This window comes from Rasiella sp. SM2506 (genome assembly GCF_050859505.1).
Lineage (GTDB): Bacteria > Bacteroidota > Bacteroidia > Flavobacteriales > Flavobacteriaceae > Marinirhabdus.
In genome coordinates this window covers 3,221,165-3,234,112 of sequence record NZ_CP193934.1, presented here as the reverse complement: position 1 = coordinate 3,234,112, position 12,948 = coordinate 3,221,165, and the positions used below count along the sequence as shown (strand labels likewise).

General features: G+C 38.2%; 13 protein-coding genes and 1 tRNA gene. 4 read left to right on the top strand and 10 right to left on the bottom strand.

Features of this window, described 5'->3' with window-relative positions; all coding sequences use genetic code 11:
- Positions 1-177: 177 nt before the first annotated feature.
- From ACQ2HF_RS14550 to ACQ2HF_RS14530, 5 genes are all read right to left on the bottom strand, one after another.
- Positions 178-1,014 (bottom strand): ABC transporter permease, encoded by an 837-nt coding sequence (locus tag ACQ2HF_RS14550; RefSeq protein ID WP_432411146.1) that lies wholly within the window; start codon positions 1,012-1,014, stop codon positions 178-180.
- Positions 1,015-1,019: 5 nt separating this feature from the next.
- Positions 1,020-1,919, bottom strand: coding sequence for an ABC transporter ATP-binding protein (locus ACQ2HF_RS14545; protein WP_432411145.1), 900 nt, complete (start codon positions 1,917-1,919; stop codon positions 1,020-1,022).
- A 146-nt stretch (positions 1,920-2,065) separates the two neighbouring features.
- On the bottom strand, positions 2,066-3,124 hold the full coding sequence (locus ACQ2HF_RS14540) for a nucleoid-associated protein (RefSeq protein WP_432411144.1): 1,059 nt from the start codon (positions 3,122-3,124) through the stop codon (positions 2,066-2,068).
- A 142-nt stretch (positions 3,125-3,266) separates the two neighbouring features.
- Positions 3,267-3,791, bottom strand: coding sequence for an IS1096 element passenger TnpR family protein (locus ACQ2HF_RS14535; protein ID WP_432411143.1), 525 nt, complete (start codon positions 3,789-3,791; stop codon positions 3,267-3,269).
- A 159-nt stretch (positions 3,792-3,950) separates the two neighbouring features.
- Complete coding sequence (locus tag ACQ2HF_RS14530; RefSeq protein WP_432411142.1) at positions 3,951-5,192, bottom strand: ABC transporter permease; 1,242 nt, start codon at positions 5,190-5,192, stop codon at positions 3,951-3,953.
- 126 nt (positions 5,193-5,318) lie between these two features.
- Here ACQ2HF_RS14530 and hisS point away from each other — a divergent pair, with 126 nt between their 5' ends.
- The 4 genes from hisS (at position 5,319) to ACQ2HF_RS14510 (ending at position 8,280) form a co-directional block, all read left to right on the top strand.
- Complete coding sequence (gene hisS / locus ACQ2HF_RS14525; protein ID WP_432413104.1) at positions 5,319-6,689, top strand: histidine--tRNA ligase; 1,371 nt, start codon at positions 5,319-5,321, stop codon at positions 6,687-6,689.
- 57 nt (positions 6,690-6,746) lie between these two features.
- Positions 6,747-6,820, top strand: a tRNA-Met gene (locus tag ACQ2HF_RS14520).
- Between the two features lie 151 nt (positions 6,821-6,971).
- Entirely contained in the window at positions 6,972-7,358 is a 387-nt protein-coding gene (locus ACQ2HF_RS14515; RefSeq protein ID WP_432411141.1) for an START-like domain-containing protein, read from the top strand.
- Between the two features lie 76 nt (positions 7,359-7,434).
- Complete coding sequence (locus ACQ2HF_RS14510; protein WP_432411140.1) at positions 7,435-8,280, top strand: aminotransferase class IV; 846 nt, start codon at positions 7,435-7,437, stop codon at positions 8,278-8,280.
- An 8-nt stretch (positions 8,281-8,288) separates the two neighbouring features.
- Here the strand turns inward: ACQ2HF_RS14510 and ACQ2HF_RS14505 are convergent, their stop codons facing one another.
- The 5 genes from ACQ2HF_RS14505 to ACQ2HF_RS14485 all read right to left on the bottom strand — a co-directional run bounded on the left by ACQ2HF_RS14505 (position 8,289) and on the right by ACQ2HF_RS14485 (position 12,943).
- A complete protein-coding gene (locus ACQ2HF_RS14505; RefSeq protein ID WP_432411139.1) occupies positions 8,289-8,849 on the bottom strand; it encodes a YqgE/AlgH family protein in 561 nt (186 codons plus the stop codon).
- A 132-nt stretch (positions 8,850-8,981) separates the two neighbouring features.
- Complete coding sequence (locus tag ACQ2HF_RS14500) at positions 8,982-9,254, bottom strand: HU family DNA-binding protein (RefSeq protein WP_432411138.1); 273 nt, start codon at positions 9,252-9,254, stop codon at positions 8,982-8,984.
- Positions 9,255-9,438: 184 nt separating this feature from the next.
- Complete coding sequence (fmt, locus tag ACQ2HF_RS14495; RefSeq protein ID WP_432411137.1) at positions 9,439-10,386, bottom strand: methionyl-tRNA formyltransferase; 948 nt, start codon at positions 10,384-10,386, stop codon at positions 9,439-9,441.
- 101 nt (positions 10,387-10,487) lie between these two features.
- Positions 10,488-12,386: a RecQ family ATP-dependent DNA helicase gene (locus ACQ2HF_RS14490; RefSeq protein WP_432411136.1), complete on the bottom strand. Its 1,899-nt coding sequence runs from the start codon at positions 12,384-12,386 to the stop codon at positions 10,488-10,490.
- Positions 12,383-12,943, bottom strand: a complete 561-nt coding sequence (locus ACQ2HF_RS14485) for an AAA family ATPase (protein ID WP_432411135.1) — start codon at positions 12,941-12,943, stop codon at positions 12,383-12,385. Before ACQ2HF_RS14485 ends, ACQ2HF_RS14490 begins: the two co-directional genes overlap by 4 nt.
- Between the last annotated feature and the right edge of the window lie 5 nt (positions 12,944-12,948).

Sequence of the window (12,948 nt, the reverse complement as noted above, 5' to 3'; positions counted from 1 at the left end):
TATAGTCATATTGACCATTGTATTGAGCAAATTGCCCTATTTGTTGCGCGTGGGTGAGGATAGAGACTAGTAGAAGAAATAAAAAAAAGCACCTTTTTTGCATAACTCGTGATTGGTAGCTAAATATAAGGAATATTTAGTACTCACGATACAGCAGCGCTTACAGGTTCTTCTAATTTATAAGTCGCGACGTTTTAAAAGCGCGTAACTCCAATACACAAATAGGAACGTCCAGGCACAAACAATGATGACAGGTACTAGTTGTACATCATAGTTTTTAGTAAATTCTTCGCCCAATTGGTTTGCGGCAGATTGCACACCTCCCAAACGTGTAAAAGGTTCTTTAATAAGGTTACTCATAGCGGAGAGCGGGAAGAATTGCGAAATGTTCTCGGCAATATCTGTTCCTTTAAAAAACTGCCATTTTAGTAAACCGTAGATAATACTTTCAGCAATCCACCAGACTACTAGAAATCCAATAGCAAAGGCGGAGCGTTTTACCCAAACGCCCAAGAAAAGACAGAAAGCAAAAAAGCCAACCAGTTTTATGAAGTACGCCAGAAGATATTCCATATCACTAAAAATGATGCTTACTTCTTTGTAATCTGAAAAACTAAGCCCTAAAATAAGCGAAACTATAAACACAAATAGTGTGGAAACAATGGCAAAACCAATAACAGTGAGAAACTTTGACAATACAAATTCTCTCTTACTCAACCCATCGATTAAATTTTGTTTTAAGGTTCGGTAACTATATTCGTTACTCATCATGGAAACAATAACGATGGCAAAGAAAATCTTTAAGATGGCTGCCATATAAGTGTTGAAATGCCAGACAAAAGGAAAGTTGAAAATCCCTTGATCTGCCACTCTGAAATTTACACTTCCAATATTAAATTCTATGGAAGCGATGAGTGCAATAAAGGTGATGAGCACAAAGTAAATAATAGATATTACCTTGGCAGCACGGTTGTATTTTAATTTTTGTAATTCTATAGAGAGTAATCGTAGCATGGCGGTTAGTTGAGATTTTTGGTAATTTCTAGGAATTGTTCTTCAAGGCTTTCTTTACGTTTCACTAAGTGTGAAAGTATAATCCCTTTGGCGTGCATTTGCTGGTTAAATACTGAAGCATCCATAGGTGCATTCAAATACGCAATAAGTGTTTCGCCTTCTTCTTTAACAGCACCAAAAGCTGGGTTGCTAGCTAATTCTGCTTGCAATTGTTGTTTGTTAGCAGCACCTACTACAAAGAAACCGTGGCTGGCGTTCATTCCTTCTACACTGCCGCTGTAGAGGCTTACACCTTTGCGTAAGATTACAACGTGAGTACATACTTTTTCAACTTCATCCAGTAAGTGCGAAGCCAATAAAATAGTGGTTCCTTTGCTGGCAATTTCCTTGATAATCCCTCTAATTTGATGAATTCCCTGCGGATCTAAGCCATTGGTAGGCTCATCAAGAATTAAGATTTCAGGATCGTTTAGTAATGCCGAAGCAATCGCCAAGCGTTGTTTCATCCCCAAAGAAAACGTACTGAATTTACTGTGCTTTCGCTCGTGTAATTCTACTACTTCCAACTTTTCATCAATTTTTGAAGGATCCACACCTTTAATCTTACAAACGAGTTCCAGATTTTGGGCTGCCGTCATATACGGGTAAAAGTTAGGTCGCTCAATAATGGCACCTACTTTTCTTAAGGCTTCGTGAGTAGAATGTGTTCCATTAAACCAGCTATAATCGCCACTGGTTTTGTTTACTACATTTAAGACAATGCCTAAGGTGGTAGATTTTCCACTTCCGTTAGGGCCTAAAATACCGTAGACGTTTCCTTTTTCAATACTGAAAGAGAGATCGTTTACAGCGGTAATGGGACCAAACTTTTTGGTGAGATTGTTTATCGTGAGAATTGTTTCCAATGGATTGGGTTTTGGAGATTAGCTATGAATATGACGAACAGGTTGTAGATTTGTTACAAACTAAAAAAAATCCAGACCCCAAAACCCGCTAAAGAGGACTTTTTGTGATTTGGATTTTGTGATTATAGCTTTAAAATTTTAGAACGTTAGCTCTTTTCTTCTTTATTAAAATACACCAAATAATAATACATCTGTTTTTCCTCGTCCCAGCCTTTTTCTACGAATTTTTCGGCACTTTCAGGATTTATAAAATCCAGTTTAATCTGAATATTTGTGTCTAAATTAATAACGTTCTTTATCTTTTTACGTGCGGCCGTTACTGCCGTGTTGGCAATTGGGAAGGTTGTAATATCTTCAATATTGTATTTTGGAGCTTTTTCACTTTTGTAATGTCTGAATTCTGGGATGAGGTCTGGATTGTCCAGAACTTCATTCATAAACGAGCTCTCTTCAAAATTGTCGTTTTTAGCGAAGTGATTCACTGCACGGTTCATAAACAACACCTCTTGTTTTTTGTCTTCCGCAGGAAGTACAACGTCTTTAGCAAAGTTTTGACAAAATTTTAAATACTTTTTTGTGTAAAAATTATCGTCGGCCAAGGCTTCAACACCTAAGAAACTTTCTAGCCAATACCGCGCATCATACCGGTTACTATCTACGGAAAGTATTTTATACCCCTCTTCTTTTTTAACATCAAAGATAATAGCGCCCTTATCCAGTTTATTGAGGCTAACACCTTCTTGTAGTACAGCGTCTAACTGGCTTTCACCTTCACGAAACTGAAGGAAATCCTGCTTTAACTCCGATTTAAAAATACCTATGGCATTTACCTTTTCATTATCCAACTGAAGGTTTTCCATATAGGTAATATACACCTCACCGCTTTTAATATGTGGGTGCATAGACTGGTCAAACAAATACTGAGTTATCTTTTTGCTTTGCTCGTGAATGGTGTCTGGATCTGCAAAAGCTTCAGAAACTAAGTTGAATAATTCGTGAAATTCAAGATCTGTTTCATTCTGAAAGTTGAAATAATTTTCTTCCTTATCCCGAAATGGTTTCAGGAAAAATTCTTTAAGCAAGGGCGTTAATTCATCATCCATTTCATACGGAGACGCCGAAAGTAAAATGCTTTCATTGCGGCTTTTGTTACCCACGCGGTGAATAGAAAGTGATGCAATATGTGTATTATATAGGTTTATCATTGTTGAGTTGGTGGGTTTGTTAACTAGTTAATTTGTGAATTGGTAAAATAGGGAGTTCTTGGACTGGGCTTATTTTAATTTTGCCTCTGCCTCTGCCTCTGTCTCTGTCTCTGTCTCTGTTACTAAATACTGCGAACTAAAACTAGTTCCAGTTCTCGTCAAAGTCTAGATCCTCGTAGTCGTCTGCGTCTAGATCAAAATCGTCGTCATCGTCGTCAATATTGCCTTCCCCGTCTATTTTTTCGGCAATAAATTCTTTTTCGGGGGCTTGCTCTGGAATTTCACCGTGGGAAAACATTAAATTAGGATAGGGCATTCCAGGTTCTGGGTCTGTAATTTCGGCCAATTCTACCATAAACGTCCACATACTTAAGAAATCGTACACATATAATAACCTTGGCTGATCTGCCCAAACGGTATCTTCAAGGATTGTTTCGCTCATAGTGCGAACAGAATCACCATCTTCGCCCATATCGAACAACGCTATTTCTTCGCCTTGTTCCCAAATTTCGTTACTCACATAAAACGATGCCATTTCCTGTCCTGCAAACCCAAAGGCTTGTGTAATAGCATTGTGGAAGTCTTCCATAGTGCTGGAAGCTTCAATTTCAATATCTCTAAAAACGTCTTCTTTGGTGTCTAGAATGGCTCTAAATCTATAAATCATTTCCTAAAATTTTGGAGGGCAAAGATACGGATTTTGGTCAGAAACTTTTTAAAGAAATAGACATCAATTATACAATTCAATGATAGTTGTTGAAAATAGAAAATAGAAAATTTGGGATTTGTTATTTGATTGTTTTTGGGATTTCCAACGAAGGTGGCTTTATTCATACCTCAAACTCTCAATAGGATCTAGCTTGGCCGCTTTAGATGCCGGATAAGAGCCAGCAATTACCGCTGTGACAAAGGAAATTATGGTAGCGCCAATCAAAGCACCCCAGGGCAGACTGAAAGCAAACCCCGTAAAAAAAGCAAAAAGCCACCCAGTAATAAGACCTAAAACAATACCTAAAATACTTCCTAGCTGTCCAATTACAATCGTTTCCATAAAAAATTGTGTAGAAATAGTTTTACGCTTTGCACCCAGTGCTTTACGCACGCCAATCTCTCGGGTACGTTCGGTTACAGAAACCAACATAATATTCATTAAAGCAATTGAGGAGCCTAAAATGGTTATGATGCTAATAATCCAGGCAGCAATCGATAGCGCTCCTGTTATGCTTCCAATACGGTTAATAAGGTCGTCACTACGCTCTAGCCCAAAGTTGTTTTCTTCAATAGGGCTTAGACCACGCACATTTCTGAATTTCACAATCGCTTCATCCTGCGCGCCCTGCAACATTTCTTTATCGTCTACCCGTATGCTAATGTTGTAATTAATATTTGGAGCGGTATAAAGACCCCGCGCTACTTGTATGGGGATAAGAACCTTTAAGTCTTGATTGTTTCCAAAAGTACTTCCTTTGGATTCCAATAGACCAATTACCTTAAATTTCACCCCACGAATACTGATGGTTTTATTGATGGGATTGTCGTTTTTAAAAAGACCTTTCGTAAAATCTGCTCCCAGAATACAAACTTTGGCGTTATTCTGAATATCAAAAATTGTAAAATTCCGTCCATTTTCAATTTTGGTACCAGTGTTTTCAAGATAATTTTCATTCACGCCATACACTTGTGCTTCCGGATCTGTTTTTTCGCTTTCAAATTTTACTTCGGCAGCGTTGGTCCCTACAAAGGACACCGAGGTCTGCGAAAAAGGAAACTGATAGGTGTCCACAAACTCTCTGATATTATCGTAACTAATAATTGGATTAATTTTTTTCTTTTCGCCACCTCGATTGCTGTTTACCGTAAATTCATACCGCTGAATATTGAAGGTATTTGCTCCCATAGAAGCAAAATCGCTGGAAATAGTATTTTCCAATGCCTTTACAGCACTTAAAATACCAACAAGCGCCCAAATACCAATACCAATAATGATGATGGTAAGAATGGTTCGTAATAGCTGACTTTTAATACTATCTAAAGCAATACGGATATTTTCTCGGAAGAGTGAAAACATAGGTTGGTAACTAAGGTTTGTAATAAGACTATTAACCGTCCATAAAGTTACAAGTTACAGCATATTTTAAGATATTTGCAGAAATTAACTGTCACCCTGAGCGCAGACGAAGGGCAAACCCCACTTATTTTGAAAAAACCAAGCATCCCAAAAGGCACCCGCGATTTTTCTCCTGTTGAAGTAACCCGTCGCACCTACATCATGGACACGATAAAGGGAGCATTCAACACTTTTGGCTTTCAGCCTATAGAAACCCCAAGTTTTGAAAACAGCGAAACCCTAATGGGTAAGTATGGAGAAGAAGGCGATCGATTGATTTTTAAAATATTGAATAGTGGGGATTTTTTAAGTAAAGTTCCAGACGATTTATATACTGAAAAAGATAGTGGGAAAATAACTCCGAAAATCTCCGAAAAAGCACTTCGTTACGATCTTACCGTACCCTTTGCACGTTACGTAGTACAACACCAGAACGAGATTACCTTCCCGTTTAAACGCTATCAAATTCAACCCGTATGGAGAGCAGACAGACCACAGAAAGGACGCTTTAGAGAGTTTTTTCAGTGTGATGCAGATGTGGTGGGGAGTACGTCCTTGTGGCAAGAAGTAGAGCTGGTACAATTGTATGATACCGTTTTCAGCAAACTGAAATTGGATGGTGTCACCATAAAAATGAATAACCGCAAAATCTTAAGTGGTATTGCCGAAATGATAGGTGCCGAAGATAAACTCATCGATTTTACCGTTGCTTTAGACAAACTTGACAAAATTGGCGAAGAAAAAGTAAAAACCGAAATGCTGGAAAAAGGCATTGATGAAAGTGCAATTAAAAAATTGCAACCCTTATTTTCGGTAGCCGGGAATGCTTCGGAAAAGTTAGCGACCTTAAAGAATCTGTTGTCAGTTTCAGCTATTGGACAGGAAGGAATTTCAGAATTAGAATTTATTGTCAACGCTTTGGAAACGCTTCAACTTTCAGCAGCTACGTTGGAGATAGACGTAACCCTGGCTCGCGGCCTCAATTACTACACAGGCGCCATTTTTGAGGTGGCTGCGCCACAAGGGGTGGATATGGGAAGTGTTGGTGGCGGAGGCCGTTACGACGACCTCACAGGAATCTTTGGGATGAAAGATATGAGTGGTGTTGGGATTTCTTTTGGGCTAGACAGGATTTATTTAGTATTGGAAGAACTCAATTTGTTTCCGGAAACGGTTACGGTAACGACCAAAGTATTGTTTATCAACTTTGGCGAAAAAGAAGCACTGTACGCCATGCAGGCTATTTTAAAGTTAAGAGAAGCAGGCATAAGTGCCGAATTGTATCCAGATACTGCAAAAATGGGCAAACAAATGGGCTATGCAGATAAGCGGGACATTCCGTTTGTAGTATTGGCTGGTGAAAGTGAAATGAAAGAAGGGAGTTACACCCTTAAAAATATGAAAAGTGGAGAGCAAGAGACTGTTTCTATGGATAGGTTATTTTCTAAAATTAAATAATCCAATTTTATCTTTGCATCAGGAAATATTTGTTTCTATATTTGCCACCGCAAAAACGGCGAGGTAGCTCAGGTGGTTAGAGCGTCGGATTCATAACCCGGAGGTCACGAGTTCAAGTCTCGTTCTCGCTACAAATCCCTTCAAATTCTGAAGGGATTTTTTATTTTTAATCTTTAAATCTCTTTCAGAAAAATACAGAGTTTAAAATTGTCCTTAAAAATTTTATTTTAGCCACTCAGTTTTAAAATTAATCTATATATTGGGCGGTAACTAACAAGCACTATGGAAGAGAAAGTTAAATACGAAATGGAGTTCCCAATTAAGGCTTCTCCCTCACTTTTATATCAATATATATCTACACCTTCAGGAATGAGTGAATGGTATGCAGATAACGTAAACTCTCGTGGTGAGTTTTTTACTTTTATCTGGGATGGCAGTGAAGAAAAAGCCAAACTTCTGGGTAAAAAGACCAATGAGCGTATAAAATTCCGTTGGATGGTCGATGAAGGAAGTGATTATTATTTCGAGCTTCGTATAGAAGTAGACGAAATTACCAAAGATGTTTCCTTAATGATTACAGACTATGCCGAGGATGATGAGGTAGAAGAAGGTAAAATGCTATGGGAAAACATGGTTTCAGAATTAAAACAAATCTTAGGATCTACCTAAACCTTTTCAAAACAACTTTCCATCGGGAAAGATTTATAATATCTTTGCGCCGTCCCACAAAAGGGACGGCTTTTTTATGATAAATCACAACGGACATTTACTTTCAGCAACCGAAACTACTATCTCTTTCGCTAATCGTGGATTGAATTATGGCGATGCCGTTTTTGAAACTATTCGTGTTTCTGCTGGAAAAGTCCTTTTTTGGGAAGATCATTACTTTAGGTTAATGGCATCTATGCGTATTATGCGTATGGAAATTCCCATGACGTTTACCCCGGAATTTTTAGAATCTGAAATTTTAAAAACAGTACAATCGGTTGGAGAAAGTAAACATGCGTATAGAGTGAAATTATTGGTATGGCGCAACGAAGGTGGGAAATACACCCCAACCTCCAAAGATGTTTCCTTTATAATTACGGGCGAAGTTCTGGCGACGCCATTCTATACCAGTAACGACGACAGATACGAAGTAGAACTTTTTAAAGATCACTACGTCACAGCAGGTTTACTTTCTACCTTAAAATCCAATAACAGGATTATTAACGTATTGGGAAGCATTTATGCCAAAGAGAATGACTATGCCAACTGTTTTTTGCTAAATGAAAAGAAACAAGTCGTAGAAGCTCTTAATGGAAATATTTTTTTGGTAAACGGCTATAAAATAAAAACACCTCCTACAACAGATGGCTGTTTAAACGGGATTTTACGCAAGCAAATTATTAAAATTTTGGGACAAGTACCGGATTATATACTTGAAGAAACATCGGTTTCACCTTTTGAATTACAGAAAGCAGACGAAATTTTTATAACCAATACAATTATTGGAATACAACCCGTTACCAAATACCGTAAAAAAGAATATGGGAATACTGTGGCTAAAGAACTGTTACAAAAACTAAATGTAAAGGCCAGATTGGGTTAAAACTTATTCTAGTTGTAGTTTGGGTTTTCTGGAGCGTTGGACCAAATAAGGTAATCACCACCAAATTCAATCATTTTTTCCTTCCAAAAATCGAAATAGGATTTTCCAATAATGTTATTTTCATACTCGTTGGGCGTCACCACCCAGCTATTCAATTCTAGTTCTTGCTCCAATTGTTCATGTTCCCAGCCAGAATAGCCCAAAAAGAATCTAATTTGATCTTCTTTTAGCTCATTATTTTTCAGCATATCTGCAATAGCGGCAAAATCGCCACCCCAATAAATACCATTGGATATTTCAATACTGCCAGGAACCAGATCCGGAATTTTATGAATAAAATATAAATTGTCCTGTTCTACGGGCCCACCATTGTATACTGTGAGTTCGCTTTTAATTTCGGGAATAAAATCCTTAAGCGTATATTCTAGGGGTTTGTTCAAGATAAAACCTACCGATCCTTCATCGTTGTATTCAGCTAAAAGGACTACAGAGCGATTAAAAGAAACATCGCCAATAATGGAAGGTTCTGCTACGAGAAGAACGCCTTTTGTCGGTTTTAAACTTATCATTTCAGTTAGTTTATTTAATTAAATCTAAACATTAATTAGTTAAAAAACAATTAAATTTAACTCTAAACAAATTTAATGCAAAAAAAATCCCGCTTTTTGAGCGGGATAAATTTTTATTACGACAGTTCGTAACTAGTTCACAGCACTAGATAGGTCAGATCCAGCTTTAAACTTTACTACATTTTTAGCAGCAATTTTAATAGTTTTCCCTGTTTGTGGGTTTCTTCCGTCTCTTGCAGCTCTTCTAGATACTGACCAAGATCCGAATCCTACTAGAGAAACACGGTTTCCTTTTTTAAGTGATTTTTCAACATTACCTAAAAAAGACTCTAATGCTTTTTTTGCTGCTGCTTTTGTAATTCCGGCATCTGCTGCCATTCCATCGATTAAATCTGATTTGTTCATAGTTTAGTTATTAAATTAAGTTGTCGGTTAAACATTTATTAAATTGCTTTACAAATTTAAACGGATTATCCATTCACGCAAGGAATGACGGGCTAAATTGGCGTATTTGTTGATAACTTCGACGGTTTGTTGATAACCAAACCCTATTTTAAGCTCAAATTAACAAGTTGAGCAAGGGCGGGGCTTACGTGAGCTTTGCCCCATTTTGAAACGAAAATCCATTTAAAAGTGATGCCGAATCCATTTTTCGCTTACCAGGAAGCTGCAGCTCCTTTATATATAGGTAGCCATTTTTACACGCAACTTTTAGTGTCTTTTTAGTAGTTATAATCGTACCAATACTTTCTATGGGTTGGACGTGTTCAATTTCAGTTGTATATAGTTTTATCTTGAATTGTTCGTCCTCTTGCTCTACATAGCACCAAGCAACAGGATAGGGGGAAAGGCCACGAACCAAAGCATCAATTTGCGCTACAGATTTCGACCAATCAATTTTTGTATTCTCGGGTGTTAGTTTTGGCGCTTCTGTAAATGTTTCGGTTTTGGGTTGCGGGGTGGTGGCTATGGTTTCATCTGCAATCGCGTTTACCGTCTTTACAACAAGTTGGCTTCCTAAGTCCATTAACCTATCGTGAAGCGTTCCTACGGTTTCTCTTTGGGCAATGGTAACTTCTTCTTTAAAGATGATTTCTCCTGTGTCAATTTTTTCATCTATAAAAAAAGTAGTTACCCCTGTTTTTTTCTCCCCATTTATAAGTGCCCAGTTTATAGGTGCCGCACCACGATATTCGGGAAGTAAAGAAGCGTGCAGATTAAAAGTTCCATATTCTGGCAATTGCCATACTACTTTTGGCAACATTCTAAAAGCGACCACAATTTGAAGATTGGCATCAAACGATTGTAACTCGGTTAAAAAATCTTCATTCTTAAGATTGGTAGGTTGTAAAACTGGTATTTGTTTACTTTCGGCATACTGTTTAACGGCCGAAGCTTGTAGCTTTCGTCCACGACCCGCAGGTCTGTCTGGCGCCGTAATAACGGCTACTATATTTTTATCGTTTTCAACCAGATGCTGCAACACACCCACCGCAAAGTCTGGCGTGCCCATAAATACAATTTTTAAGTCTTTCATTTCGTTTTTATCGAGGGTCCGTTCGAGCGCAGCCGAGAACTATTTATAATTGGTATGTATTAATGAAGGTTTCGACTGCGCTCAACCAGACACCGTACGTTTTATTTTAAATGATACCTGTTCCGAACTCCCAAACTTACTTTTTTACTATCCAATAAAAGGCGAAGTGTAGCGACGATTTCGGTTTCTGCAAAAGTAAGTTTTTCTGAAAGTTCGCGCGAGCTTTGTGGTGTTTCTTCCAAAAGCAACAATATTTTTTCTGAAAGTAATTTTCTTTCTTCTGCTGAAATTTTCTGAAATTCAGATTTGCAAACGGAACAAATACCACACTTTGTAGCATTTTCTTCCCCAAAATACCGAACCAATTGAAGGCTTCTGCACGTGGTGTCATTGTCAATATAATCTAACACGGCTTTTACTTGCGATTCCTTTTTTTCTTTCTGAAGGGCAATTTCTTTGCTTAACGGATTGATCGTTTTTTCATCTTCCCTAGGAATACTAAATGTTAAAACGGCATCGGTTACCTGAAGTTGAAGGGTAAGCAACGCATCTCGTTCCATTTGTTCGAGTACTTTAATAATGGTGGTAATGTTTTGTCCAGATTTGGTGGCAACATACTGTAAATTTATACTGGTAGCCGTTTCAAAAACACCACCGTACAATCGTAAAATAGTTTTTCCAATTACGGAAGCCAGCATATCCTTCTTAAAATACTCCAGCACCACGTTGGAAGAGGCCACAAAATGAACGATAGATTTTCTGCCAAAGCTTTTAGAAAGCTGCAAAACTCCTAGTCTGTCAAGAATTTGTAAGCTGTTAAAAGCTAACAATGTGCTAAGCTCATACGTTTTACAGAAGTCGGAAAAATTGAAGGGATAGGATGTAAATTCACCTTCGCCATAAGGAACCTGAAAATAATTATTCAGCTTTTTATAGATGTATTTTACATCTTTTGTAGTAGGGTAGGAGGCCACGAATTGGCGATGCACCAACTGCTTGTCATAATCGCTCCATAAAATAAGTGCTTTTGCCATTTTTCCATCCCTTCCTGCGCGACCGGCTTCCTGAAAATAAGCCTCTAAACTATCTGGCAATTGTACGTGAACCACCAAACGAACATCTGGTTCGTCAATTCCCATTCCAAAGGCGTTGGTGGCAACTATGTTCGGCGTGGTTCCATGTTGCCAGGAATGCATTCGTTCCGTTTTTCCTTCTGAAGAAATCCCTCCGTGATAAAATGTACTCGCAATCCCTAAAGAATTTAGCTGGTTGCTAATTTCCACACAGGAATTTCTACTCCGCACATAGATAATGGATTTGCCAGAACCGTTTTTTAATAATTGCTGAATGCGATAGAGCTTGTCTTCAATTTTAAAAACCTGGTAGCTAATGTTTTCTCTTGCAAAAGAAGCCTGAAAGATGTTAGGAAGCTCTAATTTTAGTTCACTAATAGTGTCTGCCAGCACTTTGGGAGTAGCTGTGGCAGTAAGCGCAATAGCAGGAACCAAAGGGTGTATTTCCCGTAAGATGGTGATGTTTTTATACGCAGGCCTAAAGTCGTTTCCCCATTGTGAGATACAATGTGCTTCATCTACAGCGATAAGGTTTACGGGCATTTGTTTGATGGCATTTTGTACCAGTTCCTGCTGTAAACGTTCGGGCGAGAGGTATAAAAATTTAAAGTTTCCATACTTCGCATTATCGAGTAACGCTTCTAAATCCTGGTAAGAAATTCCGCCAGAAATCTGTAGGGCTTTAATGCCTTTATCTTTTAAGGCATTAACCTGGTCTGCCATTAACGCGACCAGGGGAGAAACCACGATGCAAATACCATCTTTGGCAAGTGCGGGTACTTGAAAGCAAATAGATTTTCCACCGCTCGTTGGCAACAGTGCCACCGTGTCCTGTCCGTCCATAACCGATTGGATGATTTCTTCCTGTAGCGGTCTAAAAGAAGTAAATCCCCAGTATTTCTCGAGTATTTGAAGAGGTTCGGTCAAGTAATTTTTTGTAAGGTGTTTAAAATAAATTTTTTACGATCTTCAACCGTGCCAATGGGTATTTCAATAGTTTTGTAGCCGAAATTCTCGTAGCCTTCTTTTAAATAGGTATAAAGTTTTGTGGCTATTTCAAAACTCTCGTAACGCTCGTTGTCTTGCTGATAAATTTGCTCCCACGGTGTTAATAAAAATACAGTTTCATATTTGTTTTTGTGGCAGGTTTCAGTAAAATAATCTGGATACTCAGTTCCTAGATAATCCATATAGATGGGTACATCTGGCAGACCGCGGTCATAAAATAGATAGTTGGTTTCATACCTCTCAGCATCAAGAAATTGTTGTAATCTACCTTCCAGTAATTTTTGGCTGAATAAGATAGGGTTGGTTAAAAATAATTGTTCAACTCCTTCTTTTTGAGCTTCCAGAATGATATCTCTGGAAATTTCGCGCATACACGCGTAGCCATCCGCTTCCAGAGAGGATATTAAGGTGCTTTTACCCGTTCCTGGGCCGCCAATAATGGCAATTCTTTTGGGTATTGTGGCAGTAGAATTCATGTGAA